This window comes from Stenotrophomonas sp. X, from assembly GCF_055721025.1.
The window spans coordinates 183366-208795 of the sequence record NZ_CM146756.1 but is presented as its reverse complement, the minus strand read 5'-3'; the positions used below and the strand labels follow the sequence as shown (position 1 = coordinate 208795).

The following is a 25430-nucleotide window of genomic DNA, read 5'->3' as shown; positions in this document are numbered from 1 at the left end:
CGCCCCTGCCCTGTGCCCGCCCCATGCTCTACCTGTCTTTGGCCGTGATCTGCAGCGTGCTGGTTTCGGTGGTGTTGAAGGTGGCTGGACGCCGCCAGCTGGATGTCGCGCAGATGGTCACCTGGAACTATCTGGTGGCGGCAACGCTCACCGCCGCGGTGCTGCAGCCGCCGCTGGATGCGCTGCGCGCGCCACATGCCCCGTGGCTGTCCTTGCTGGCGCTGGCGGTGGTGCTGCCCTCGATCTTCCTGGTGCTGGGCCGCGCGGTGGCGGTGGCCGGCATCGTCCGCAGCGATGTGGCACAGCGCTTGTCACTGCTGCTGTCACTGGCTGCCGCGTTCCTGTTCTTCGGCCAGACCGCGACGCCGTGGAAGCTGGCCGGGCTCGGCCTGGGCCTGCTGGCGATGGTGGCGATCAGCCTGCGCCCACGCGGACCGGCGGTGGCATCCTCACCCGGTGGCTGGGGCTGGCTGCTGGGGGTATGGGCCGGGTTTGCGGTGGTGGACGTGCTGCTCAAGCAGGTGGCGCTGTCCGGCACGCCGTCGATGGCGGCGGTGCTGGCCAGCTTCAGCGTGGCCTTCGTGCTGATGCTGGCCCTGCAGCTGTGGCGGCATGCGCGTGGCCGCAGCCGGCTGGCCTGGCGGAACCTGGGCGCAGGCGCGCTGCTGGGCCTGCTCAATGGCGGCAACATCCTGTTCTATGTGCATGCGCACCAGTCGATGCCGGACAACCCGGCCACCGTGTTCGCCGGCATGAACATCGGCGTGGTGGTGCTGGGTGCACTGGTGGGCGTGTTTGCCTTCGGCGAGGCCACCACGAAGTGGAACCGTGCCGGTTTGGCGCTGGCGGTGCTGGCGATCGGACTGATCGCCTGGGGGTGAGCATTGGTCGCGGCGGGCCATTTCCGCGCCCGCGGAGGGATGTCACTTTTCTTTTCGCGCGAAAAGAAAAGTGACCAAAAGAAACGCGCCGCCAGCCGCGAGCCGGTGCTGTGCACCGGTACCCTGCGCTTCTCGGCTCGCTTGAAGGCGGACTGGAAGATAAAAAGCAACAGCAGCATCCGTGCCGATCAAGGTCGCTCCCAGAGCAGATCCCCGGCGAACCCTATCTGTCGAAACCCAGCAGCAGCGGGTCGTGGTCGGAACTGCGCCACGGGCCCTGCACGTTGCGGCCCTGATAACCGCTGGCGTCCTGCTCATCGGCATTGCTGTGCCATTCGGCGGCACCGCGCAGGCGCCTGGCCATGCCCGGGCTCAGCAGCGCGTGGTCGAGGCGGCCGGTGTAGCCGTTGTAGACGTAGCTGTAGGGATGCTCGGCCTTGGCGACCTTGAACGCGTCCTGCCAGCCCAGGTCGTGCAGGGTGCGGATCGGGTCTTCCATCGCGTAGGCATTGAAATCGCCGAGCAGCACCGCGTCCTTTGTACCGGTACCGGTCGGATCCGTCTGCAGCCAGGCATGCAGCTGCTGCGCCGAGGTCATGCGGGTGGCGTTCCAGCAGCCCTGGTTGTCGTTGCGATCGGCGTCGGCGCCGCTGGCGTCGCGGCAGCCCTTCGACTTGAAGTGATTGGCCACCACCACGAACGGCGCGCCCTGCTTGCCCTGGAAGGCCTGCGCCAGCGGCACGCGGCTGTGCTCGACGAATGGGCCGCCGGTCAACGTAGCCGGCGTGCCGACCGGCTGCAGGCGTGAGCTGCGGTAGATGATGCCGACCCGGATCGGGTTGTCGCCGGGGCCGTTGCCGGCATCGACGAAGCGCCAGTCGCCCTGCGCGCCGCGGTCACGGTTGAGCGCATCGACCAGTTCGGCGATGGCCGACTGCGGGCCGTAGCCGTCGTTCTCCAGCTCCATCAGCGCGGCGACGTCGGCGCCCAGCGCGTTGACCGTGGCGACCAGCTTGGCCACCTGCGCCTTGTGCTCGTCCAGCGTGCGGGCGCCGCGCAGGGTCGGGAAGCCGCCGCCCTGGCCATCACCGTTGAAGAAGTTCTCCAGATTGAAGGCGGCCACATGCAGGCTGCCCGGCACCGTCGGCACCGCCGGGCGCCTGAGTTCCGGCAGTTTCAGCACACCTTCGACCTGCAGGCGCGGATGGCCCTGCGCGTCCATGCGCACGATGCCCTGCACGTCGCGCAGCTGCATGCCGGTGCGCAGCACGGGGCTGCCCGGCAGGTACGCCACGCTGGCGGGGTCTCGGGCATCACTGCCATCTTCCAGCACCAGGCGGCGGCGCTGGTTGTCGGCCATCACCTGCTCATAGCCGGCAGTACCCGGCGCGGCCACTTCGGTCGGCTGCCAGAGGCGACCATCGAAGGCTACGGTGAGCTGGCCGAAGCGCTCCAGGCCGTCGGTACCGGCCAGGGTCAGCGGTGCGGCGATGCGCACCCGCTGACCATCCAGCGCGCGCCAGTCGGCCGGCGCGGCGGTCAGCACCACGGTGGCGCTGCTGCGCGCGGCGGGCGCCGCGACCGGCGCGACCTGCGGCTGGGCCTGGGCAAAGGCGCTGGCCGGCAGCAGCAGGGACAGGGCAAGGGCGAGGGAACGGCGGCGCATCGACGGGCGACTCCATGGAAGAGGCGCACAGACTAACCCTGAAATGCGAAACGCCGCCTGCGCAGCGGGGGCATATGAGCGATCAGGCCTCGGTGGGCAAAGCTTAGTAGGTGGTAGAGCCGAGCCCACGCTCGGCTGCGCTTGGCCACACCGTGCGCAGAGCAGCCGAGCGTGGGCTCGGCTCTACAGGAAGCGGCGCGTTGCGGCGGCTATTTCAGGTTGCCCAGCATCCAGTCCACGGTGGCATGGATCTGTTCTTCGGTCAGTGCCGGGTTGCCGCCCTTGGGCGGCATGATGCCGCCGTCGGGGCCGGTATAGCCCTCGATGGCGTGCTTGTAGAGCGTGTCCTTGCCCTGCGCGATGCGCTTGTCCCAGTGCGAATGGTCCAGCGTCGGTGCCATGCCCACGCCGGTGGTGTGGCAGGCGGTGCACAGGTTGTCGAAGATCACCTTGCCATCCTTGGTGCCGCCGTAGGCCACCTGCGACGCGGCCTTGGCCAGCGCGGCGGCCTTGGCGGCAGCCTGCGCGGCAGCGCCGGTGCTGCCGGCATAGACTGCACCGGTCGGCGAGATGCGCTGTTCGGTGCGTTTGGCCGCGGTCGGCGACACCTCGGGCGGAATCCGGGTGTGGATGTAGGCGGCAAGGAGGATGAGGCCGAGGGTGATGGTCGCCAGCAGCGCGATCACCATGGAGAAGCGTTTCAGGAACTCCAGATCGTAATTCCGCACTCTTCGTTACCCCTGGCTGATAGTCGTTGGACCACGGCTGAGCGACTGCGTGATGGGCCGAGTATAGAACGCACTTTGCGTGCGACAACAGGCGTCACTGCTGATGCGGCGCAGCATGCGGCCGTGGCCGCATGCGGGTAGCGCCGGGCCGTGCCCGGCGAGCGCGAAGCGCGGCAACAACGGTCGAGGATGGCAACAGCCGCCGGGCATGGCCCGGCGCTACCGGATTGCCGGGGCGCCGATCGCGCGCAGGCAGAAGCTGCAGATCGCATCCACCAGCGCGTCTTCGTCGCGGTGCGCTTCGCGGCTGGGTGCGGTCGGGCCGACCATCGCTTCGGTGAAGGCACCCACCAGGCAGGCGGCGGCCACATGCGCGTCCTGCGCAGGCAGCTCACCGGCCGCCACGCCCTCCTCCACCAGCCGCAGGAACACGTCGCCGAAGGCGCGACGACCGCGCATGCGCTCGGCTTCCACATCCGGGTCGACCGGTTCGACGATGAAGGCGTGCGCGAGCCCCGGCCCGGCCAGGGCACGGCGGACGAAGGCAGTGATCGCCAGCCGCAGCCGCTCGCTGGCCGCCTCCGGGCCACTGGCGATCCGCTCCATGATCGCGACCTCGTGGGCCACGGCGGCATTGAGCACTTCCACGAACAGCTCTGCCTTGGACGGGAAATGCCGGTAGATCAGGCCGGTGGACACCCCCGCCTGGGTTGCCACCGCAGTCACCGGGGCATTGCGCCAGCCGCCAGTGGCGACCAGCGCGCGGGTGGCCAGCAGGATCCGTTCACGGGCGCCCGCCAGGCGTTCTTCCATCAATGCAGAGCGTTTATAGGCCATGTTCTGATTCTAGTTTCAATTTTTGAATTCGTATTCACTTCTTACCCGAACCCCGCTACGCTGGGGCCATCGCCCGTGTGGGTGACGGTCCTGCAGACCGCCGCCCACTCCCCCGCCGGGTGCGTCCATTCCTGCCATCCCGCCGTGGAGCCACCACAATGCACGTGCCATCCCTGAACTTCGATCTTGGCGAAGACATCGACCTGCTGCGCCAGAGCGTGGCCCATTTTGCCGCCGCCGAGGTCGCGCAGCTGGCCGCCGAGGCCGATGCCAGCAACCAGTTCCCGCTGGCGCTGTGGCCGAAGCTGGGCGAACAGGGCCTGCTCGGCCTCACCGTGGAAGAAGCATACGGTGGCACCGGCATGGGCTACCTGGCCCACGTGGTGGCGATGGAAGAGATCTCGCGCGCTTCGGGGGGCATCGGCCTGTCCTATGGTGCGCACTCCAACCTGTGCGTGAACCAGCTGCGCAAGAACGGCAACGAGGAACAGAAGCAGCGCTTCCTGCCCGGCCTGTGCGATGGCAGCCTGGTCGGCGCGCTGGCGATGAGCGAGCCGGGCGCCGGTTCGGACGTGGTGTCGATGAAGCTGCGCGCCGACAAGCGCGGCGACCGCTACGTGCTCAACGGCAACAAGATGTGGATCACCAACGGCCCGGATGCCGACGTGCTGGTGGTCTATGCCAAGACCGACATGGAGGCCGGCGCCAAGGGCATCACTGCCTTCCTGGTCGAGAAGGGCATGAAGGGCTTTTCCACCGCGCAGAAGCTGGACAAGCTGGGCATGCGTTCTTCGCCCACCTGCGAGCTGGTGTTCCAGGATTGCGAGATTCCTGAAGAGAACGTGCTGGGCCAGGTTGGCGGTGGCGTGCGCGTGCTGATGTCCGGCCTGGACTACGAGCGCGTGGTGCTGTCCGGTGGCCCGCTGGGCCTGATGGCCGCGGCCATGGACGTGGTGATGCCGTATGTGCACGAGCGCCACCAGTTCGGCGAGCCGATCGGCAGCTTCCAGCTGATCCAGGCCAAGATCGCCGACATGTACGTGGGCCTGGGTGCCTGCCGCGCGTATGTCTATGCCGTGGCACGCGCCTGCGACCAGGGCCGCACCACCCGCCAGGACGCCGCCGGTGCCATCCTGTACGCCGCCGAGAAGGCCACCTGGCTGACTGGCCAGGCGATCCAGATCCTCGGCGGCAACGGCTACATCAACGAATACCCGACCGGCCGCTTGTGGCGCGATGCCAAGCTGTATGAGATCGGCGCCGGCACGTCCGAGATCCGCCGCATGCTGATCGGCCGCGAACTGTTCCAGCGCACCCTGTAAGGCCACCGCGATGACCGTATTGAGCACCCAGCTGCAACCGGGCAGCGAAACGTTTGAAAGCAACCGCGCGGCCATGCAGGCCGTGGTCGACGACCTGCATGCCACCCTCGCCCGCACCGCGCTGGGTGGCAGCGAAGCCGCACGCGCCAAGCACACCGCGCGCGGCAAGCTGCTGGTGCGCGACCGCATCAACGCCCTGCTCGACCCCGGCAGCGCGTTCCTGGAAATCGCGCCGCTGGCCGCGCACGGCATGTACGAAGACGCCGTGCCGGCCGCTGGCGTAGTGGCCGGCATCGGCCGCGTGAGCGGCGTGGAATGCGTGATCGTGGCCAACGATGCCACGGTCAAGGGCGGCACCTACTACCCGATGACGGTGAAGAAGCACCTGCGCGCGCAGGAGATCGCCGAGCAGAACCACCTGCCGTGCATCTACCTGGTCGATTCCGGTGGCGCGTTCCTGCCGCTGCAGGACGAAGTCTTTCCCGACCGCGACCATTTCGGCCGCATCTTCTACAACCAGGCCAACCTGTCGGCGCAGGGCATTCCGCAGATCGCCTGCGTGATGGGCAGCTGCACCGCTGGTGGTGCCTATGTGCCCGCGATGAGCGACGAGACGGTGATCGTGCGCGAGCAGGGCACGATCTTCCTCGGCGGCCCGCCGCTGGTGAAGGCGGCCACCGGTGAAGTGGTGACGGCCGAGGAACTGGGCGGTGCCGATGTGCACACGCGCATCTCCGGCGTGGCCGACCACATGGCCGACAACGACCTGCAGGCGCTGGCACGGGTGCGCGCGATCATCGCCCAGCTCAACTGGCGCAAGCCGGAACCGGCGATGGCGGTGCAGGCCAGCGAAGAGCCGCTGCTGCCAGCGCACGAACTGTACGGCGTGATCCCGGCCGATACGCGCAAGCCCTACGACGTACGCGAAGTGATCGCGCGACTGGTGGACGGCTCGCGCTTCGACGAATTCAAGCCGCGCTACGGCGCAACGCTGGTCACCGGCTTCGCCCATCTGAACGGCTACCCGATCGGCATCATCGCCAACAACGGCATCCTGTTCTCCGAGTCGGCACTGAAGGGCGCGCACTTCATCGAGCTGTGCACCCAGCGCAACATCCCGCTGGTGTTCCTGCAGAACATCACCGGCTTCATGGTCGGCCGCAAGTACGAACAGGGCGGCATCGCCAAGGACGGGGCCAAGCTGGTGATGGCGGTGGCCTGCGCCAAGGTACCCAAGTTCACCGTGGTGATCGGTGGCTCGTTCGGTGCGGGCAACTACGGCATGTGCGGCCGCGCCTATTCGCCCAACTTCCTGTGGATGTGGCCGAACGCGCGCATCGGCGTGATGGGTGGCGAACAGGCCGCCAGCGTGCTGGCCACGGTCAAGCGCGATGGCATCGAGGCCAAGGGCGGCCAGTGGCCGGCAGCGGAGGAAGACGCGTTCAAGGCGCCGATCCGCGACCAGTTCGAGCAGCAGGGCCACCCGTACTACGCCAGCGCGCGCCTGTGGGACGACGGCGTGATCGATCCGGCCGACACCCGCCGGGTGCTGGCGCTGGCGCTGTCGGCCAGCCTCAACGCCGCCCCGCAGCAGACGCGCTTCGGCGTGTTCCGCATGTAACCCGTGCCATGACCGAGCCTGTTGCCATGTTCACCAAAGTCCTGATCGCCAACCGCGGCGAAATCGCCTGCCGCGTCATCGCCACCTGCCGCCGCCTCGGCATCGCCACCGTGGCGGTGTATTCCGATGCCGACCGCAATGCACGCCACGTACGCCTGGCCGACGAGGCCATCCACATCGGCCCGGCCGCCGCGCGTGAGAGCTACCTGCGCGGCGACGCCCTGCTCGACGCCGCACGCCTGACCGGCGCGCAGGCGATCCACCCCGGTTACGGCTTCCTGTCCGAGAATGCCGACTTCGCCGATGCCTGCGCCGCCGCCGGCGTCACCTTCATCGGGCCGCCGGCCAGCGCGATCCGCGCGATGGGTGACAAGAGCGCGGCCAAGGCGTTGATGGCCAAGGCCGGTGTGCCACTGACGCCGGGCTACCACGGCGACCAGCAGGAGCCGGCGTTCCTGCGCGCGCAGGCCGATGCCATCGGCTACCCGGTACTGATCAAGGCCAGCGCCGGTGGCGGTGGCAAGGGCATGCGCAAGGTCGAACGCAGCGAGGACTTCGTCGATGCACTGGCCAGCTGCCAGCGCGAGGCCGCCTCGGCATTCGGCAACGACCATGTGCTGGTCGAGAAGTACGTCGAGCGCCCGCGCCATATCGAGATCCAGGTGTTCGGCGACAGCCACGGTGATGCGGTCTACCTGTTCGAGCGCGACTGCTCGGTGCAGCGCCGCCACCAGAAGGTGCTGGAAGAAGCGCCCGCCCCGGGCATGAGCCCCGAACGTCGTGCGGCGATGGGCAAGGCCGCGGTCGATGCCGCGCGCGCGGTGGGCTACGTCGGTGCCGGAACGGTGGAGTTCATCGCCGGCCCTGACGGCGATTTCTACTTCATGGAAATGAACACCCGCCTGCAGGTCGAGCATCCGGTCACCGAGTACATCACCGGCACCGACCTGGTGGAGTGGCAGCTGCGCGTAGCCTCGGGCCAGCCGCTGCCGCTGCGCCAGGAGCAGCTGGCGATCCACGGCCACGCCATCGAGGCGCGGCTGTATGCCGAAGACGCCGACCGTGGTTTCCTGCCGTCCACCGGCCTCCTGCGCCGCCTGCGCCTGCCGGCGCCGTCGACTCATGTGCGCGTGGATACCGGTGTCGAGGAAGGCGACAGCATCACGCCGTACTACGATCCCATGATTGCCAAGCTGATCGTCTGGGACGTGGACCGCGACGCCGCGCTGCGCCGCATGAGCCAGGCCCTGGCCGACTGCCAGGTGGTGGGCGTGACCACCAATGCCGGTTTCCTGCGCCGCCTGGTGAACACCGATTCGTTTACCCACGCCAAGCTGGATACCGCGCTGATCGAGCGCGAGCAGGCCGCATTGGGCCGGGTGGGTGACAGCGATGATGCGCTGTGGCTGCTGGCGGCGGTGGCCGCCGTGGCCACTACTGCAGGTGCAGCCAGCGACCCGCGCGACCCGCATTCGCCGTGGCAGGCGCAGGACGGCTGGCGCCTTGGCGCGCCCGCGCCGCGCGTGCTGCCGCTGCAGCAGGGCGAATGCCGGCACACGCTGAAGGTGTGGGCGCAGGCCGATGGCTGGCGCGTGCAGTGCGATGACGCGGCACCCGTGCAGGTGATCGGCACCGCCGATGTGCGTGGGCTGGCGGTACAGCTGGGCGGGCGCCGCTGGACACTGCAGCTGCTGCGCGAGGGTGACCAGCTGTACCTGTTCGGCACCGACGGCCAGCACCGTTTCACTCTGCATGATCCGGTGAGCGAATCGGACCACGCCGTGGCCGATGCCGGCAGCCTGCTGGCACCGATGCCCGGGAAGATCGTGGCCACGCTGGTCGCCGCCGGTACCGAGGTCAAGCGCGGCACGCCGCTGGTGGTGCTGGAAGCAATGAAGATGGAGCACACCCTGCAGGCGCCGGCCGACGGCACGGTGAAGGGCTACCGCGCCAAGGCCGGTGACCAGGTCAACGACGGCGCGGTGCTGGTGGACTTCGAAGCGGCGTGAACGCCGGGGCGACGGTCGCTCAGCGGTCGTCGCCCGCCGTCACCCGGCCAGCGGGATCGAATTCGGCCGTGTCCAATGTGGCACTGCGCCAGCCCAGGCCGCAGATGGCCATCGCGCTCTGGCCGATGCCATCGAAGCCGAACGCGCGATCGACATCGGCATCGTTGATGGCTGCGGTGACGAAGGCGGCCAGGCCGCGCTCGGTCGCGCACAGGTACAGCAGCTGCGAGATGTGGCCGACATCCAGCGTCACCGCACGATGCGCCTTGGCGTGGTTGCGGTACTTCCAGAAGCAGCGGTCATAGCGCGGCGCCAGCACCAGCAGCGCCGGCGCATCGGCGAACCACGCCTGCCCGGACAGCATCCGCCGCGCCAGCGCCGGCAGTGCCTGCGGCGGTGGCGAGGGCAGCGGCAGCACGGCGTGCTGCACCGGGTGGTAGTGGTACAGGCCCGGTGCCAGTCCTTCCACGTTCTGCACCAGCAGGAAGCCTTCGGTGGGATGCAGGCCGCCACCGGAAGGCACGTTCTTCTTCAGGAACTCGGTATCGCGCTCGACCTTCTGCACCGCGTGCGCCATCAGCGTGCGTTGCAGCACCTGGGCCAGCAACGGCAGCGGCAGCGCGCGCTGCGGGTCGAAATTGCGGCAGGTGGTGCGGCGCGCCAGCAGTGCGTCGAACGCGGCCTCTTCGCTGCGCGGCAGCGGCTGGTAGTCGCCCTGCATGGGCTGCACCACCGGCGGCGGCGGCCCGAGGCGCTGGCGCAGGCCGGCAGCGGTGTCCAACCCCTGCCGGCGCATGTCCTCCACGCTGTCCACGGCCTGCCAGCGTGCATGGCGATGGGCCAGTGCAGCCAGCGGCCACCACTGGCTGCGCCGCAGCGCCTCGTCGCGCAGCTGGTGCCCCACCTCGCTCGGCGGGTCGGTCAGCAGCAGGCCCTGCTCGACCAGGCGGGCCAGCATCGCCGGGGAGGCATCGGCGGGCGGTTCGCTCCAGCGGTGCGCGCTGAGCTCGCCCAGCAGCTGGCGCTCCTCGGCATCCACCGGCAGTGGCTGGTCCAGATGCGCGGCCAGCGCCACCCAGCTGATCTGGCTGTCCATCTCGGCGTGGCCGGCCAGCATCGCGCGCAGGTCCAGGGTGACCGCCTCGCGGGGCTCGAACATCAGGCTGGCGCAGCGGCGCAGGCGCATGGGTTTCCTTCCTTCTGCCGCACAACCGGCATAGCAGCAACGACCGCGGCGCGGCCAACTTTAGCGATGTGCACAGCGCGGCCCTCAATGGCAGGCTGTCGCGGCCGATACGAGACACTCCACCTACGGACGATCCCCATGAGCACCCATCCCCGCCTTTCCGCCGCAGACGCCAGCCTCCTGCTGGACCACCTGATCGGCAATGACGACTTCCGCAGCCACTTCACCGCGTCGCCTGCCAAGGCGCTGGCCTCGATCGGGCTGGACGGTGCCGTTGGCGAGAACGACTGCATGAAGATCGGCACCCTGGCCTCGGTCGAAGAGCTGAGCCAGGTGCGTGACGGGCTGCAGGCCCACCTGTCCGGGTCGGTGGCGGCCATGACCGTGGTGTTCTGCTTCGAAGCCGGCAAGGTCGGCGAGCGCATCGACGGTTGACCCGCCATCAGGGCGCGCCGGCCGTGACCGGCGATGCCCACGTGGACACGTCATGCACGTTCAGCGGTTGCCACACCTGCAGGGCGGTGACCTCGGCAATGGCCTGGCCGCGATGCTGGGCCAGCCAGGCCTGCTGGCGGCGTACCGCGGCTTCATTGCCCTGCGCTCGCAGCGCGAGCAGCAGCACGACGTGCGCCTGCACCGGCTCGCTGCCATCGAGCATCGGCTCGATCAGGGTGCGGGCAGCCTCGGGCCGCTGCATCTGCAGTTCGTCCATGGCGCTGACGATGCGCAGCCAGCGGTCCGCGACCGGACTGCGCAGGCTGCGCAGCAGGGGCCGCTGCTCGTCCAGCCAGCGCCTGGCCAGTTCGAACTGGCCCTGCCGCTGCGCCAGGTGGACCAGTGCCAGCCATTGCAGGCCACGGGCATGCAGCATGGGATCATCACGCTCCTGCAGCATCGGCTGCAGCAGCGCCGCAATGGCCTGCAGCCCGGCACGGTCAGCGCTCGGGCACAGCGCCGCCACGCTGGCGTGCTGCAGGCGCTGCTGCACCTGCAGGTCGATCAGCGTCGGCGCCGCTGCATCTTCGCGTATCGCCTGCTGCATGGCCGCGCAATCGCGCTGCGCAGCAGCCAGCAACAACTGCGCACGCAGCTTCATCCGCTCCTGCAGGCCATCACTGGCGTGGATCTGCGGCAACAGCTGCGCGGCCTTCGCGTACTGTCCCTGCGCCACCAGCACATCCACGCCGGTCTCATCGGCATCATCGCGACCGCGCAGGACCTGCGCCTGGGCCAGCGTTTCGGCAGCGAGCTGCGGTTGGTTGGCAGCGATCTGTATCCGCACCAGATGGACCAGCGGATACAGCCGCAGCGGATCCTGCGGTACTGCGGCCGCACGCGCATAGGGTTCGGCCTCGCTGAACTGGTTGGCCTGCAGCAGGTACCAGGACGTGTTGGACAGCCCCGCGAACGAATCCGGATAGACCTTGGCCAACGTGCGCCATTGCTCCAGCGCCCAACCACCCGGCTCCAGCTCGGCCATCCAGGCCTTCAGGTACAGCCGCTCGCGTGGCGGCAGCCGATCCTGCAGGTCCAGCGCATGCTGCATGGCTTCGCGTGCACGCCGCCCTTCCTCGACGCGCGCATGCAGTTTGGCCACGCCCATGTAGGCCAGGGCGAAACCGGGATCGATATCGATCGCCGCCTGGTACAGGTTGCGCGCCTCCTCGAAGCGACGCTGGCCCAGTGCACTCTCCGCCAGCGCGAATGCTCGCAGTGCGCGCAGGTCCTGGGTCGATGCCCGCGGCAGCGGCAACGACTGTTCCAGGCTCGCCACCGATTCGCCCAGTCCGCGACGCAGGCGCCCGACCACGTCGTCCACCGCGAACACCATCTGGTCGGATCGATCCACGGTGGCGGTGAACGTCTGGATCACCTGGCCGCTGCCGGGTGCGGCGACATCGATAGCCAGCTCGTAGCCACCGATCTTCTGCCGCACCGTCGGCAGCAGCACGGCGCGCGCGCCTTCCCGCACCGCCACGTTGGCCGCGGTATCGCGGCTGAGCCGGGTATCGCCCGAGAGCCGCGCCATTTCCAGGCTTTCGCGGATCTTGCCCTCCGACAGCACGTTCACGTAGCGCGATTGCTCCAGCGCGATCCGGATCGCGTGCCGCATCGAGTCGTCGAAGATCGGGTCGCCGGTGAGGTTGTCGACATCACCGAGCACCACCCAGTCGCGCTCGGCGAACGCGATCGCCGGTTCCGGCCGCAGCAGCAGCCAGCCGCCCAGCACCGCCACCGCCAGCACCAGGCCTTCGGCGGCCAGCACCAGCGGCTGCCGCCACAACGGCAGGTCGCGGCGGGCCTTGGCATTGGCACGCGGCATGCGCAGCGGTGCGGAGCCGATCTCGCCCACTTCGATCACTTCCTGTACCACCGGCACGCCCTTGAAGCGCCAGCGCCCGTGTGACTTCCACAACAGGCGCGTGCCGCGCTCGCCCAACGCATCGGTGGCACGGCGGGTCAGCGATTCGGCTACCGCCGACAACAGGATCTGGCCGGGCCGGGCCAGCATCATCAGGCGCGCCGCCATCGGCTTGGCCAGGCCTTCCACTTCCATCGACTTGGCGCCGGCGCGGACCGCCTCGGCACTGTTTTCCCAGGTCAGCACGTCGCCCACATGCAGGCCGGCACGCGCGCGCAGTTCAATCGCACGCTGCTGGCCCAGCGCATGCAGTTCACGCTGGTAGTCCAGGGCGAAGCCCAGGGCATCGATGGCGCGCTCGAACAGCATGAACAGGCCGTCCGAACGATCGATCAGCTGGCCATTCCAGCGGTGCTGCAGCACCAGCACCAGGCGGTCGTGTTCCTGGAACAGGCTCGCCGCCGCCACGTCGCCGATCCGCTCGACCAGCTGCAGCGAATCACACAGATCAGTGAACAGCAGGGCGCGTAGCTGTGGGCTATGCGGGGCTGACGTTCCGTTGTCGCCATTCATCGCCTGCATCTCCCTATTGGCCGTCCGGATCATCCACCCAGCGCAGGCAGTTGCCGCCATCACGCTTGGCCCGGTACAGCGCCCGATCGGCGCTGGCATACCACTCACTCCAGCCCGCGTCGGCATCCAACAGGCTGGCTCCGATGCTGACCAGGCTTACATGCGGCGTGCCGTGACTGCGCTCGAGCAGGCCGTGCACCGCGCTGAGGATGAACTCGGCAGCATGCTGCACGATCTCGCGGTTGCCACGGCGCAGCATCAGGCAGAACTCATCGCCGCCAAGCCGGCAGGCCAGATCCTGTTCGCCAGCCATCGAGCGCAGGATGTTGCCCATGCTCTGCAGCACGCGGTCGCCGGCCTGGTGGCCGTGGCGGTCGTTGATCTGCTTGAAGCGGTCGCAGTCGATCAGCAGCAGCGCCTGTGGCGGCCCCTCGGCACGCTCGCGGCACTCCTGCAGGTACAGGGTGAGGCCACGGCGGTTGTGCAGGCCGGTCAGTTCATCGGTACGCACCAGCTCGCGGGTGTGGGTCAGCTGGTGGGTGGTGATGTAGAGGTTGTCCAGCGCGGTTTCCAGATCGTGGTTGCGCCGGCGCAGCTGGCTGATCAGGGCCTGTTCGTTGGCCAGCACGCGCATGATCGTGCGGCGCAGGAAATAGGCCACCAGGCCCGGATTGGATTCGACCAGCCGGTGGAAATCAGCCGGCCCCAGTTCCAGCACATCGCAGTCGACCAGCGCGCGCGCGCTCGCGCTGCGCAGGTGGTCGCCGACCAGCAGGCCCAGTTCTCCGAAGAACTCGTGCTGCCCGAGCGTCTTGATCACCAGGTCCTCGCCGAAGTCCAGTTCGATCTGGCCTTCGAGGATCACATACATGCGCTCGCCGCGGTGGCCACGCTGGAACAGCCACTGTCCGGCACGGAGCTTGCATGCGCGGGCGAATCTGGCAAACAATGCCACCTCAGCATCTGACAACAGCGCGTGCACGATCTCGGCCATCGCCACCCGGGCGATACCTGTCGTCACATCACTGTTCTCGGCCGCACCCCTGCCGGTCATTCCCTGCACCCGCCGCCAGCGTCCCCTGGTGAGCCGCGGAGCATAGCACCGCTTTAAAGTGTGCGCCCTATCTCACTTTGACCCTTCTGCCGATCTTGATTGATGTGAAGATCGGTGGTGGCCCGTTCTGGTCACGGGTGTCCGGGCAAAACCCCTGCTGGATCAATCCGATGCCGGGTTTCACAGGGTTTCGGCCAAGTTGCCGGGACCCGGGGTGCGCCTGATTGACGCTGGCTGCGCGCTGCCCCCTTGCATCGATACAACAACGCCGGCAGGTCCCCCGACCGGCCGGCGTTGCCTGGCCCTTCCCTGGCCACCCTGATCACCCGGTGCCCGGTAGTGCCAGCCGCTGGCCGGCAACTGCATGGGCTTCGGAAACATCGATGGGTTGCCGGCCAGCGGCCGGCACTACCGGATCACGCGGCGCGTTCGCTGCGCCCGCCATGGAACTGCTCTTCCTCGGTCGAGCCGGTCAGCGCGGTGGTCGACGACTGGCCCTGCTGAATCGCCTGGGTCACCGCATCGAAATAGCCGGTACCGACCTCACGCTGGTGCTTGACCGCAGTGAAACCGCGCTCGGCCGCTTCGAACTCGGCTTCCTGCAGTTCCACGAACGCGCTCATCTGGCGGCGTGCGTAGCCGTGGGCCAGGTTGAACATGCCGTAGTTCAGCGCATGGAATCCGGCCAGGGTGATGAACTGGAACTTGTAGCCGTAGCTGCCCAGTTCGCGCTGGAACTTCGCAATCGTGGCGTCATCCAGGTTCTTCTTCCAGTTGAAGCTGGGCGAGCAGTTGTAGGCCAGCAGCTTGCCCGGGAACTTCGCATGGATCGCCTCGGCGAACTTGCGCGCGAATTCCAGGTCCGGCTTGCCGGTCTCGCACCACACCAGGTCGGCGTAGGGCGCGTAGGCCAGGCCACGGCTGATCGCCTGGTCCAGGCCGTTGCGGGTCTTGTAGAAGCCTTCGACGGTGCGCTCACCGGTGGTGAACGGCTTGTCGTTGCCGTCGATGTCACTGGTCAGCAGATCCGCAGCTTCGGCATCGGTGCGCGCGACCAGCAGGGTCGGCACGCCCATCACGTCGGCGGCCAGGCGTGCGGCGTTGAGCTTCTCGATCGCCTCGCGGGTCGGCACCAGCACCTTGCCGCCCATGTGCCCGCACTTCTTCACCGAGGCCAGCTGGTCCTCGAAGTGCACGCCGGCGGCGCCGGCCTCGATCATCGCCTTCATCAGTTCAAAGGCGTTGAGCACGCCGCCGAAGCCGGCCTCGGCATCGGCCACGATCGGCTGCAGGAAGTCGATGTCATCCTTGCCTTCGGCGTGATGCAGCTGGTCGGCGCGCAGCAGCGTGTTGTTGATGCGCTTGACCACCGCCGGCACCGAATCAGCCGGGTACAGCGACTGGTCCGGATACATCTGCCCGGCCAGATTGGCGTCGGCCGCCACCTGCCAACCGGACAGGTAGATCGCCTTCAGGCCGGCCTTGACCTGCTGCATGGCCTGATTGCCGGTCAGTGCACCCAGCGCGTTGACGAACTCGCGCTCGTGCAGTGACGCCCACAGCTTCTCGGCGCCCAGGCGGGCCAGCGAATGCTCGATGTGGACGGTGCCGCGCAGGCGCACCACGTCGGCGGCGCTGTAGTTGCGCTGGATGCCTTCCCAACGCGGGTGGGTATCCCAGTCGTGCTGGATCTGTTCGGCAGTGGGCAGCTTGCTCATGTCTTTCTCCAGTTCGGTTCGTGCGTGCAGCGGGGAGGGAAACGGCGGGTTTGCGGGCAGTCGGTCAATCGATGCGCGCGTAAGCCGGCAGGGTCAGGAAATCGGTCAGTTCGTCGCTGCGGCTCAGTTCGCCGAGCAGGGCGATGGCCTCGCTGATGCGCGCGCCACCGGGCAGCGCGGCGGTATCGCCCAGCCGTGCCGGCAGCTGCGAGAGAGTGGAATCCAGCAGGGCCAGGTCGATCGCGGTGCCATCGTCCAGCTGCTGGCCCGGCGTATGCAGCCACTGCCACAGTTGGCTGCGGCTGATCTCGGCGGTGGCCGCGTCCTCCATCAGGTGATGGATCGGCACACAGCCGTTGCCATCCAGCCAGGCGGCCAGGTAGCGCACGCAGACTTCCACGTTGCCTTCGAAACCGGCGCGGGTGATGGTGCCCGGCGGCCGCGCGATCAGTTCGTCGCGGCCGACGCGCACATCCTGGCGCAGCACGCTGTGCTGGTTCGCACCGGGCATGTGCTCGTCGAAGATCGCCATCGCCACCGGAATCAGCGCCGGGTGCGCGACCCAGGTGCCGTCGTGGCCGGCGCTGACTTCACGCAGCTTGTCGGCGCGCACGCGGGCCATCGCCTGCTCGTTGGCAGCGGCATCGTTGTTGATCGGGATCTGCGCGGCCATGCCGCCCATCGCATGCGCACCGCGACGGTGGCAGGTCTGGATCAGCAGTTCCGAATACGCCTTCAGGAATGGCTGGGTCATGGTCACCTGACCGCGTTCGGGCAGCACGCGGTCGGCGTGGCGGCGGAAGGTCTTCAGGTACGAGAAGATGTAATCCCAGCGCCCGCAGTTCAGGCCGACGATGCGGTCACGCAGTGCGTGCAGGATCTCGTCCATCTCGAACACCGCCGGCAGCGTTTCGATCAGCACGGTCACCTTGATCTGGCCGTACGGCAGGCCGAGCATCCCTTCGATGTGCGACAGCGCGGTTTCCCACAGCGCCGCCTCTTCCATGCTCTGCAGCTTGGGCAGGTAGAAGTAAGGGCCACGATCCTTCGCCTGCAGGGTGCGGGCGTTGTGGAAGGCGAACACCGCCGCGTCGAACAGGCCACCGGCAATGAACTGGCCATCGATGCGCACGTGCTTCTCGTCCAGGTGCCAGCCACGCGGGCGCACGATCAGCACCGCCTGCTCGTCGTACGGGCGCAGCGTGTAGTGCTTGCCATTGGGGGCGGTGTATTCCAAGTCGCCACGCACCGCGGCGGCCAGCGACTGCTGTCCGGCCAGCAGGTTGCGCCAGGTCGGCGAGGTCGAATCCTCGAAGTCGGCCATGAACACCTTGGCGCCGGAGTTCAGCGCGTTGATGACCATCTTCGGGTCGGTCGGGCCGGTGATCTCGACGCGGCGGTCCTGCAGCGCGGCCGGCAGCGGCGCAACGCGCCAGTCGCCGCTGCGGATCGCAGTGGTGTCTTCACGGAAGTCCGGCAGGCCGCCCTGGTCGAAGAACGCCTGGCGTTCACGGCGGGCCTGCAGCCTCGCCTGCCGGCCCGGTTCCACCGCGCGGTGCAGCGACACCAGCAGGGCCAGCAGCGGCGCCGGCAGCACGGTGTCCTGGCCGGCCACGCGGGTCGCCAGGGCGATGCCGGGGGTGGCCTTGGTGGCGGGGGTGGGAACGGCGGAAGCGACGGCGGACATGAGGCGACTCCAGCGGTGGGGGAACGTCTCCACGGTGCCGCCGGGCCTCGGTATTTGGCAAAACAGTTTTTGCAATGTTTTACATAAGTTGTGCTAATACTCGTTACACGATGAGCACACGCACCGCGCCAAGTCCGCGTTTTTCCTACAAATCCGACCGGCTGAAGCCGCTGCGCGCGTTCTGCCAGACCGTGCGCCTGGGCTCGGTCTCACGGGCGGCTGAGGCACTTTTCGTCAGCCAGCCGGCCATCAGCCTGCAGTTGCAGGCGTTGGAACGGGAGCTGGGGGTGCCATTGTTCGAGCGCAGCGGGCGGCGCCTGGTGCCCAGCCGCGAGGGCCAGCTGCTGTACGAGATGGCACAGCCGCTGGTGGAGAACCTGGACGGGCTGGAGGCGCGCTTCCGCGACAAGGTGCGCGGCCTGGACGCGGGCGAGCTCAACATCGCCGCCAACAGTTCGACCATCCTGTACCTGCTGCCGAAGATCGTCGAACGCTTCCGCCTGCACCATCCGGACGTGCGCCTGACCCTGCACAACGCGATCAGCGCCGACGGCACCGACCTGCTGCGCGAGGATGCCGCCGACCTGGCGATCGGTTCGATGACCGATGTGCCGGCCGACCTGACCTACGCCCCGGCCTACCGCTTCGAGCAGGTGCTGATCGCACCGCACGATCATCCGCTGGCCAAGGGCGGCGAGCTGGAGTTGGCGGATATTGCGCGCTATCCGCTGGTGCTGCCGCCGAAGCGGCAGATCACCTACCGGCTGGTCGACCAGGTATTCCAGCGCCACCGTATCGCCTACACCGTGGCGCTGGAGGTGGGGGGCTGGGAAGTGATCAAGCAGTACGTGGCGATGGGCATGGGCATTTCCATCGTGCCGGCGCTGTGCCTGAACGAGGCCGACCACGAGCGGCTGGCGGCGCGGTCGATGAAGCGCTGGTTCCCCGAGCGCAGCTACGGGGTGATCGTGCGCCGGGGCAAGGCGTTGTCGGCGCAGGCGCGGGCGTTCATCGAGCTGATCCAGCCGGAGTTGTTCAGTCCGCGCGATTACGACCAGAGCGGGCATTCGGAGCGGTGAGGGGTGTTCTGGTTTGCAGGGCTGCCGCCCTGCACCCGCCGAAGCCAGATCAACGTCAACATCAAGAGCGGCATTCGGCGGGATGGCGAGGTGGGTCCGGTTGCGGGGGACGCTGCAAGTACGTCCCTGTAAGCTCGGTCGCGCCATCCATGGCGCTCACGCCCCGCAACCGGCCCCACCCCGCCTTCGACAGTTGGTCGCTGCTGTTGGTGGGTGCCGACCGTTGGTCGGCACGGGATCGGATCCCATCTCTGATTCATTTCCGGCTGACGATGAATAAACTGGCCTCCATGTCCATCGAACTCCGTCACCTGCGCTACTTCCTCGCCGTCGCCGATACGCTGCACTTCGGCCAGGCGGCGGAGCGGTTGGGCATGTCGCAGCCGCCGCTCAGCCAGCAGATCCGCCAGCTGGAGGAACTGATTGGCGCGCGCCTGTTCGTGCGCAGCCATCGCCGCGTGCAGCTGACGCCTGCGGGCGAGCTGCTGCAGGAACGTGCGCGCGCCATCGTGCAGCAGGTCGAAACGGCCGTGGACGAGGTGCAGCGTGCACAGCGCGGTGAGCAGGGTGAACTGCATATCGGTCTGACTCGCGCCACGCCACTGTCACCGCAGATTCCGCGTTCGATCCTGCGCTACCGTCAGCAGTACCCGCAGGTGCGGCTGCAGCTGAGCGAGATGAACACGTTGCAGCAGATCGACGCGCTGCTCGACGGTTCACTGGACGTGGGCATCATCCGCAAGCGCGCGCTGCCGCCGGAACTGGTGGCGCACAGCCTGTTCGTCGACCCGCTGGCGCTGATCGTGCACGCCGACCACCCTGCCCTGCGCAGGCTGTCGAAGCAGGGCACGCTGTCGCTGCGCGACTTCGCGCAGGAGCCGTTCGTAGCGTTCCGCCGCAGCGCCGGCGCGGGCATCCACGACCACATGATCGCGTTGTGCGCAGCGGCGGGCTTCACGCCGCGCATCGTGCAGGAAGCCGGTGAAGCATCGACCTTGATCAGCCTGGCCGCTGCGGGCCTGGGTGCGGCGATCCTGCCGTCGTCATGCGATCACATACGCGTGGAAGGATCACACTTCGTGGCACTGGCCGATGCTGGCGCGCATTCGGAAGTGCAGCTGGCCTGGCACCGCGAACGGGTAACGCCGCTGATCCGCAATTTCGCCACGCTGCTGCGCGGAGCGTTCGCCGAGGGGTAGGCGTGCACTCCACCCGGGTCGTGCCGGCCGCTGGCCGGCAACCCAACAGGGGCCGGCATGCCGGCCAGCGGCCGGCACTACCGTACACATTGGTTCACGCCGTCACCGGCTGCGGCGCGCGCTGCTGCAGCGCCCAGACGATGCCACCACCGATCAGGGTCAGCACCGCAGCGAACACGCATACCCCCCGCCAGTCCCAGGCCGCATAGGCCAGGCCACCGACCCCGCCCAGCACGCTGGATCCCAGGTAGTAGGCGAACAGGTACATCGCCGAGGCTTCGGCGCGCATCGTACCGGCGCGGCTGCCAACCCAGCTGCTGGCCACCGAATGACCACCGAAGAAGCCGAACGTGACCAGCGCGATGCCCAGTGCCATCGCACTCAGCCACGGCATTGCCAGCAGTGTGATGCCGGCGCCGATCAACGCGAACGAGATCGACAGGATGCGGCCGCGCCCGTAGCGCGTTGCCTGCTGGCCCATCCACGCCGAACTGAAGGTGCCCACCAGATAGACGCTGAAGATCAGGCCGACCACGGTCTGGCTGAGGTGGTACGGCGGCGCCAGCAGGTGGTAGCCCAGGTAGTTGTAGAGGGTGACGAACACGCCCATCAGCACGAACGAGGTGGCGAACAGCCACGGCAGGCCCGGGTCGGCGAACAGCAGGCGCCAGCGCGACGGCAACTGGCGCAGGCCGTCACGACGGGGATGGAAGTGGCGCGACGGCGGCAGCTGCAGCCACAACAGCACGGTACTGGCGATGGCGATGATCGAGACCACGCCGATACCCCAGCGCCAGCCCCAGTGGTCGGCGATGATGCCGGCCAGCAGGCGTCCGCTCATGCCACCGATGGCGTTGCCGCCGATGTACAGGCCCATCGCCAGGCCCAGCGCGCGGCTGTCCATTTCCTCGACCAGGTAGGTCATCGCCACCGCCGGCACGCCGCTCAGCGCCAGGCCGAGCAGCGTGCGCAATACCAGCAGCGTGGTCCAGTCATCCACCAGCGCCGAGCTCAGTGACAGCATGGCCGAGGCCAGCAACGCGACGATCATCAACGGGCGGCGGCCGACCGCGTCGGACAGCAGGCCGGCCAACAGCATTGCCACCGCCAGCGTGCCGGTGGTCAGCGACAACGACATGGCGCTGCCGGCGGCGGACACGCCGAAGTGACGGCTGAACTCAGGCAGCAGCGGCTGCACCGTGTACAGCAGGCCGAAGGTGGAAAAGCCGGCCAGGAACAGCGCCAGCGCGGTGCGACGAAAGGCCGGTGTGCCCTGCTGGATGCGGGTCTCGGCGCTGGGATCGACAGTGGGAGGGCGGCGTTCGACGGCCGCCGCGGTTTCGCCAGTCATGGGATCGATGGGCCGGTGGGGGCGGCCAAGCGTGGAGGGAACGGGCCTCAGACTAGGCCCGTCTATCCAGTCGATCCATAACCTGATAGGTCATGATTGATATACGAGAAGTATCAATTCAGCTTACAGGCGCTGCCACTCGAAGCCATCGCCCCGGCGGTAGTACACCGCCACCGCGCGGCCGTAGAGCTTGTCGGCGTCGACGAAGCCGAAGAAGCGGCCATCAAAGCTGTTGCCGCGGTGGTCACCCAGCACCAGCACCTTGCCGGCCGGCACCACCAGGTCGGCGATGTCCGGACCGCCGCCCATGTCCAGATCAAGGCGGGCACGTCGCTCGCCGAAGGCTTCCACGTCCTGCAGGTCGGCCATCTGCAGCGGCTGCCCGTTGATGCTCAGATGGCCCTCGCGCATCTGCACATGGTCACCGGCCACCGCCGCGACGCGCTTGATCAGGCGGGTGCCGTCGGCCGGTGAGTCGAAGACCGCCACCTCGCCACGCTGCGGGGTGCCGGTCGCCATCAGTTCCGTGTTGGTGAACGGCAGACGCAGACCGTAGGCGCGCATGTCCACCACCACCCGGTCGCCGGGCTGCAGGGTCGGCTGCATCGAACCACTCGGGACCACGTAATGGTTGGCCAAGGTATCGCGGGCGGCGGCGAGCAGGCCGAGCATCACCAGCAGCGGCAATGCCTCCTTCTTCAGCCAGGCCACGGCGCGTTGGGAAAAGGGGGGACGGGCAACAGCATCCATGACAGGCTCCGGTTGGGTGGTGGCTGCATCAGACCACATCCGGGCGCAAGAGGTTCCCGCGCTCGCGCTCCTGTAGAGCCGAGCCTACGCTCGGCTTGTTCTTTGTAGCGTCGAGGTTGCCCGACTGGGGCGCAGAGCAGCCGAGCGTAGGCTCGGCTCTACATGAAGGGTTACGCAGGTTTTACGCCCCGGTCCGGCCGCGGGCATCGCACCTTTACGGGCAGCACGCGCATCGTGTGCCCACCGCGCCACACGGCGCATTCCGCAAGGTGTTGTATGACCCTCCTGGTGATCCGCCACGCCTCTTCGTCGGCACCGCGTCCCCAACTGCCGGCACAGCTGGCCGGCCATCGCGTGCTCTGCAGTGACTGTGCCAGCCTGTCCGAGGTACGCCAGTGCCTGTGCCAGCCGCAGGCGCGCTCGGCCGACTGGGTACTGCTGGATGTCGGTGCCGCCGACGAGGCGCAATGGCAGGCCGAAGGTGGCGCGCTGCAGGCGGCGCTGGAACGGCTGCCGGCGCAGTACATTGAGTTGCAGGCGCCCAGCGAACCTGGTCTGGATGCACGCCTGCGCCTGCAGCACGGCCCCGCCGCCGTGGTGGTCGACCAGCGCAGCCAGCAGGCCGGTTACCCGTTGTCGCTGGCCATTGTCGGCCGCCGCCTGGCGCAGGAGGGCTGAGTCATGTCGATCTTCATCATCCGCGGCCCGGAAGCGGCCGGCGCCCTGATCCGCACCGCGATGCCGCTGCCGGCACCGGTCCTGAAGTCGCTGGTGCATCGCGCGATCGACGCCGGCACCAGCGTGGCGATCCGCGCCTGCGGTTCGGAACAGGAACTGCTCGATGCGCTGCGCGTGGCCGACCACAGCCGTGGCGAGGTGACGCTGCTCGATCCGGGTGCGTGTGCCAACAGTCTGCGCCTGCAGCGGCTGCTGCCCTATCTGCACAACGCGTACGTAGAGGTGCATGACGACGGCGCAGTGGCCGAACCGTGCCTGCCGGCCGGTGTCGGCCAGCGCCTGGGCATTGCTGCTGGGTATGGCGCGCAGAGTTATGTGCTGGCGCTGGATATCGCGCTCGATCACCTGGGCCTGGCCGAGCAGGCCAACCGGGTGCACGTGGGGACGTGATCCGCTTGTGTAGAGCCGAGCCCATGCTCGGCTGCGTCTCCAGAAAAAGCCAGCCGAGCATGGGCTCGGCTCTACACAAAGAAAAACGGCGGGGTTGCCCCCGCCGCTTTCTGTTTCTTACTTCAGCCCGCGGAACTTCAGCAGCGGTTCCACCGACGGGTCCTTGCCGCGGAAATCGCGGTACAGGGTCGACAGCTCCACGCTGTTGCCGCGCGAGAGGATCTTGTCGCGGAACTCCTGGCCGTTGGCCGCCGTCAGGCCGCCGTGTTCGGTGAACCACTGGTAGGCGTCATGGTCCAGCACTTCGGCCCAGAAGTAGGCGTAGTAACCGGCCGAGTAACCACCACCCCAGATGTGGTCGAAGTAGGTGGTGCGGTAACGCGGCGGCACCTGCGGCAGGTCGACCTTGAACTTCTTCAGCGCGCTGGCTTCAAAGGCACCGACATCCTGCAGCGGCGCATCGGCCTTCTGCGTGTGCCAGGCCAGGTCGAGCAGCGCGGCCGACAGGTACTCGGTGGTCGCATAGCCCTGGTTGAAGCTGCGCGCCTTGAGAATCTTGTCAACCAGTTCCTGCGGCATCGCCTCGCCGGTCTTGTAGTGCTTGGCGTAGTTGGCGAACACCTTCGGGTCCAGTGCCCAGTGCTCGTTGAACTGCGACGGGAACTCGACGAAGTCACGCGAGGTGGCGGTGCCGGCGATCGACGGGTACTTCACGTTCGAGAACATGCCGTGCAGCGCATGGCCGAACTCATGGAACATCGTGGTGACGTCGTCGAAGCTGATCAGCGCCGGCTGGCCGGCAGCTGGCTTGGTGAAGTTGCAGACGTTGTAGACCACCGGCTTGGCACCGGTCAGGCCGTCCTGTTCGACGAACACGTCCATCCAGGCGCCACCGGACTTGCTGTCACGCTTGAAGTAGTCGGTGTAGAACAGCGCCAGCGAGGTGCCGTCCTTGTCGAACACTTCGTACACCTTCATGTCCGGGTTGTAGGTCGGAATGTCGGTGCGCGGCTTGAAGGTGATGCCATACAGCTGGGTGGCGGCGTAGAAGACGCCGTTCTGCAGCACGTTGTCCAGTTCGAAGTACGGCTTGATCTGCGACTCGTCCAGATCGTACTTGGCCTTGCGCACCTGCTCGGCGTAGAAGTCCCAGTCCGAAGCGGCGACCTGGAATCCGCCCTTCTGCGCGTCGATCACCTTCTGGATCTCAGCGGCCTCGGCACGCGCCTTGGCGGTGGCGGCCGGCACGGTGTCGGTCAGCAGCTTGAGCGCGGCCGCCGGAGTCTTGGCCATCTGGTCGCCCAGCTGGTAGTCGGCGAAGGTGTCGAAGCCGAGCAGCTTGGCCTTCTGCGCACGCAGCTGGGCCAGGCGCTGCACGGTCTGCCGGGTGTCGTTGGCATCACCGCGCTCGGCGCGGGTTTCAGAGGCCTTCAGCACGGCGGCACGCTGGTCGCGATCGCTCAGCGAGCCGAGCACCGGCTGCTGGGTGGTGTTCTGCAGCGGCAGCAGGAATTTGCCATCCAGCTTGCGGTCCTTGGCGGCGGCCGCAGCATTGTTGATCGCGCCCTCGTCCAGGCCGGCCAGCTTGGCCTTGTCGTCAACGACAACAGCCGCAGCGGCGGTCGCGGCCACCAGGCGGGTGTGGAACTGGGTGGAGAGCGTGGTCTCTTCCACGTTGAGCTTGCGCAGGGTCGCCTTGTCAGCGTCGGACAGCTGCGCACCGGCGCGCACCAGGCCATCGTAATAGTGCTCGACCAGGCGCTTCTGAACCGGGTCCAGCTCCAGCGTGTCACGCTGGTCGTACAGCGACTTCACGCGCGCGAACAGCTTCGGATCGAGGCTGATCTCATCCTGGTGCGCGGCCAGCTTCGGCGCCACTTCTTCCTGGATCTTCTGGCGCGCATCGTTGGTGTCGGCCTGGACCAGGCCGAAGAAGATGCGCGACACGCGGGTCAGGGTCTCGCCGCTGCGCTCCATCGCCACGATGGTGTTGTCGAAGGTGGCCGGCTCGCTGCTGTCGGCGATCCTGCGCACGTCGGCCAGGTGCTGGCGCATGCCTTCTTCGAACGCCGGCAGGTAGTCGCTGTCCTTGATCTTGTCGAACGGCGGGGCCTGGAACGGCAGCGTGCTGGCACTCAGCAGCGGATTGGTGGAGGCTTCGGCCGGCTGCTGGGCCGGGGTCTTCTGGGCATCGGACACGGGGGTGGACTCCTTGCCGGAACAGGCCGCCAGCGCCAAGCTGATGGCGGCGGCCAGGACTACGGTACGCGACATGTAAA

Annotated in this window: 20 protein-coding genes; 9 read left to right on the top strand and 11 right to left on the bottom strand. The window is 67.9% G+C overall.

Translation table 11 applies throughout. The annotated features are described in order from the left end of the window. Positions 1-23 precede the first annotated feature (23 nt). Positions 24-881, top strand: a complete 858-nt coding sequence (locus ACZ75I_RS00910) for an EamA family transporter (RefSeq protein ID WP_088496132.1) — start codon at positions 24-26, stop codon at positions 879-881. A 223-nt stretch (positions 882-1104) separates the two neighbouring features. Here the strand turns inward: ACZ75I_RS00910 and ACZ75I_RS00905 are convergent, their stop codons facing one another. The 3 genes from ACZ75I_RS00905 to ACZ75I_RS00895 form a co-directional block, all read right to left on the bottom strand. After that, positions 1105-2547: an ExeM/NucH family extracellular endonuclease gene (locus ACZ75I_RS00905; RefSeq protein WP_061480268.1), complete on the bottom strand. Its 1443-nt coding sequence runs from the start codon at positions 2545-2547 to the stop codon at positions 1105-1107. A gap of 209 nt (positions 2548-2756) precedes the next feature. Continuing rightward, a complete protein-coding gene (locus ACZ75I_RS00900; RefSeq protein ID WP_005407662.1) occupies positions 2757-3275 on the bottom strand; it encodes a c-type cytochrome in 519 nt (172 codons plus the stop codon). A gap of 219 nt (positions 3276-3494) precedes the next feature. Next, positions 3495-4112, bottom strand: a complete 618-nt coding sequence (locus ACZ75I_RS00895; RefSeq protein WP_061480267.1) for a TetR/AcrR family transcriptional regulator — start codon at positions 4110-4112, stop codon at positions 3495-3497. A 158-nt stretch (positions 4113-4270) separates the two neighbouring features. Here ACZ75I_RS00895 and ACZ75I_RS00890 point away from each other — a divergent pair, with 158 nt between their 5' ends. The 3 genes from ACZ75I_RS00890 to ACZ75I_RS00880 are packed head-to-tail and all read left to right on the top strand — an operon-like array spanning position 4271 to position 9064. After that, a complete protein-coding gene (locus ACZ75I_RS00890; protein WP_346476317.1) occupies positions 4271-5434 on the top strand; it encodes an isovaleryl-CoA dehydrogenase in 1164 nt (387 codons plus the stop codon). 10 nt (positions 5435-5444) lie between these two features. Next, positions 5445-7055: a carboxyl transferase domain-containing protein gene (locus ACZ75I_RS00885; protein WP_154350053.1), complete on the top strand. Its 1611-nt coding sequence runs from the start codon at positions 5445-5447 to the stop codon at positions 7053-7055. 26 nt (positions 7056-7081) lie between these two features. Next, the gene (locus ACZ75I_RS00880; protein ID WP_180868160.1) at positions 7082-9064 is read left to right on the top strand and encodes an acetyl-CoA carboxylase biotin carboxylase subunit; all 1983 of its coding nucleotides are present in this window, start codon (positions 7082-7084) and stop codon (positions 9062-9064) included. Positions 9065-9083: 19 nt separating this feature from the next. Here the strand turns inward: ACZ75I_RS00880 and ACZ75I_RS00875 are convergent, their stop codons facing one another. Beyond that, positions 9084-10250, bottom strand: coding sequence for a putative peptide maturation dehydrogenase (locus tag ACZ75I_RS00875; protein ID WP_005420721.1), 1167 nt, complete (start codon positions 10248-10250; stop codon positions 9084-9086). 138 nt (positions 10251-10388) lie between these two features. Here ACZ75I_RS00875 and ACZ75I_RS00870 point away from each other — a divergent pair, with 138 nt between their 5' ends. Then, positions 10389-10685 (top strand): NHLP-related RiPP peptide, encoded by a 297-nt coding sequence (locus tag ACZ75I_RS00870; RefSeq protein WP_005420725.1) that lies wholly within the window; start codon positions 10389-10391, stop codon positions 10683-10685. Positions 10686-10692: 7 nt separating this feature from the next. Here the strand turns inward: ACZ75I_RS00870 and ACZ75I_RS00865 are convergent, their stop codons facing one another. From ACZ75I_RS00865 to aceB, 4 genes are all read right to left on the bottom strand, one after another. Continuing rightward, positions 10693-13185 carry a putative peptide modification system cyclase gene (locus ACZ75I_RS00865; protein ID WP_258009411.1) on the bottom strand — a complete coding sequence of 831 codons (2493 nt, stop codon included), beginning with the start codon at positions 13183-13185 and terminating at the stop codon, positions 10693-10695. A 13-nt stretch (positions 13186-13198) separates the two neighbouring features. After that, positions 13199-14239 (bottom strand): GGDEF domain-containing protein, encoded by a 1041-nt coding sequence (locus ACZ75I_RS00860; RefSeq protein WP_061480263.1) that lies wholly within the window; start codon positions 14237-14239, stop codon positions 13199-13201. 416 nt (positions 14240-14655) lie between these two features. Continuing rightward, positions 14656-15957, bottom strand: coding sequence for an isocitrate lyase (gene aceA, locus ACZ75I_RS00855; protein ID WP_111201766.1), 1302 nt, complete (start codon positions 15955-15957; stop codon positions 14656-14658). Positions 15958-16021: 64 nt separating this feature from the next. After that, the gene (aceB, locus tag ACZ75I_RS00850) at positions 16022-17644 is read right to left on the bottom strand and encodes a malate synthase A (protein ID WP_346476318.1); all 1623 of its coding nucleotides are present in this window, start codon (positions 17642-17644) and stop codon (positions 16022-16024) included. 110 nt (positions 17645-17754) lie between these two features. On the opposite strand from aceB, the gene ACZ75I_RS00845 reads away from it, so the two are divergent. Further along, on the top strand, positions 17755-18723 hold the full coding sequence (locus ACZ75I_RS00845; protein ID WP_061480260.1) for a LysR family transcriptional regulator: 969 nt from the start codon (positions 17755-17757) through the stop codon (positions 18721-18723). A gap of 290 nt (positions 18724-19013) precedes the next feature. Beyond that, positions 19014-19922, top strand: coding sequence for a LysR family transcriptional regulator (locus ACZ75I_RS00840; RefSeq protein ID WP_235647707.1), 909 nt, complete (start codon positions 19014-19016; stop codon positions 19920-19922). Positions 19923-20016: 94 nt separating this feature from the next. On the opposite strand, the gene ACZ75I_RS00835 is transcribed toward ACZ75I_RS00840, so the two are convergent. Then, entirely contained in the window at positions 20017-21273 is a 1257-nt protein-coding gene (locus ACZ75I_RS00835) for an MFS transporter (RefSeq protein ID WP_472958579.1), read from the bottom strand. A 123-nt stretch (positions 21274-21396) separates the two neighbouring features. Next, entirely contained in the window at positions 21397-22023 is a 627-nt protein-coding gene (gene lepB / locus ACZ75I_RS00830) for a signal peptidase I (protein ID WP_005420745.1), read from the bottom strand. Between the two features lie 276 nt (positions 22024-22299). Between lepB and ACZ75I_RS00825 the strand changes: the two genes are divergently transcribed. Further along, positions 22300-22701 (top strand): hypothetical protein, encoded by a 402-nt coding sequence (locus ACZ75I_RS00825; RefSeq protein WP_019661885.1) that lies wholly within the window; start codon positions 22300-22302, stop codon positions 22699-22701. Between the two features lie 3 nt (positions 22702-22704). Continuing rightward, positions 22705-23151: a 3-dehydroquinate dehydratase gene (locus ACZ75I_RS00820; RefSeq protein ID WP_004153636.1), complete on the top strand. Its 447-nt coding sequence runs from the start codon at positions 22705-22707 to the stop codon at positions 23149-23151. Positions 23152-23268: 117 nt separating this feature from the next. Here the strand turns inward: ACZ75I_RS00820 and dcp are convergent, their stop codons facing one another. Then, the gene (dcp, locus tag ACZ75I_RS00815; RefSeq protein ID WP_472958578.1) at positions 23269-25425 is read right to left on the bottom strand and encodes a peptidyl-dipeptidase Dcp; all 2157 of its coding nucleotides are present in this window, start codon (positions 25423-25425) and stop codon (positions 23269-23271) included. Between the last annotated feature and the right edge of the window lie 5 nt (positions 25426-25430).

Coding starts and splice junctions, on each gene's coding strand:
- ACZ75I_RS00910 (WP_088496132.1), top strand. CDS start 24: ATGCTCTACCTGTCTTTGGCCGTGATCTGCAGCGTGCTGGTTTCGGTG.
- ACZ75I_RS00885 (WP_154350053.1), top strand. CDS start 5,445: ATGACCGTATTGAGCACCCAGCTGCAACCGGGCAGCGAAACGTTTGAA.
- ACZ75I_RS00890 (WP_346476317.1), top strand. CDS start 4,271: ATGCACGTGCCATCCCTGAACTTCGATCTTGGCGAAGACATCGACCTG.
- aceB (WP_346476318.1), bottom strand. CDS start 17,644: ATGTCCGCCGTCGCTTCCGCCGTTCCCACCCCCGCCACCAAGGCCACC.
- ACZ75I_RS00880 (WP_180868160.1), top strand. CDS start 7,082: ATGTTCACCAAAGTCCTGATCGCCAACCGCGGCGAAATCGCCTGCCGC.
- aceA (WP_111201766.1), bottom strand. CDS start 15,957: ATGAGCAAGCTGCCCACTGCCGAACAGATCCAGCACGACTGGGATACC.
- ACZ75I_RS00840 (WP_235647707.1), top strand. CDS start 19,014: ATGTCCATCGAACTCCGTCACCTGCGCTACTTCCTCGCCGTCGCCGAT.
- ACZ75I_RS00835 (WP_472958579.1), bottom strand. CDS start 21,273: ATGACTGGCGAAACCGCGGCGGCCGTCGAACGCCGCCCTCCCACTGTC.
- ACZ75I_RS00865 (WP_258009411.1), bottom strand. CDS start 13,185: ATGAATGGCGACAACGGAACGTCAGCCCCGCATAGCCCACAGCTACGC.
- dcp (WP_472958578.1), bottom strand. CDS start 25,425: ATGTCGCGTACCGTAGTCCTGGCCGCCGCCATCAGCTTGGCGCTGGCG.
- ACZ75I_RS00875 (WP_005420721.1), bottom strand. CDS start 10,250: ATGCGCCTGCGCCGCTGCGCCAGCCTGATGTTCGAGCCCCGCGAGGCG.
- ACZ75I_RS00820 (WP_004153636.1), top strand. CDS start 22,705: ATGTCGATCTTCATCATCCGCGGCCCGGAAGCGGCCGGCGCCCTGATC.
- lepB (WP_005420745.1), bottom strand. CDS start 22,023: ATGGATGCTGTTGCCCGTCCCCCCTTTTCCCAACGCGCCGTGGCCTGG.
- ACZ75I_RS00860 (WP_061480263.1), bottom strand. CDS start 14,239: ATGACCGGCAGGGGTGCGGCCGAGAACAGTGATGTGACGACAGGTATC.
- ACZ75I_RS00895 (WP_061480267.1), bottom strand. CDS start 4,112: ATGGCCTATAAACGCTCTGCATTGATGGAAGAACGCCTGGCGGGCGCC.
- ACZ75I_RS00870 (WP_005420725.1), top strand. CDS start 10,389: ATGAGCACCCATCCCCGCCTTTCCGCCGCAGACGCCAGCCTCCTGCTG.
- ACZ75I_RS00825 (WP_019661885.1), top strand. CDS start 22,300: ATGACCCTCCTGGTGATCCGCCACGCCTCTTCGTCGGCACCGCGTCCC.
- ACZ75I_RS00845 (WP_061480260.1), top strand. CDS start 17,755: ATGAGCACACGCACCGCGCCAAGTCCGCGTTTTTCCTACAAATCCGAC.
- ACZ75I_RS00905 (WP_061480268.1), bottom strand. CDS start 2,547: ATGCGCCGCCGTTCCCTCGCCCTTGCCCTGTCCCTGCTGCTGCCGGCC.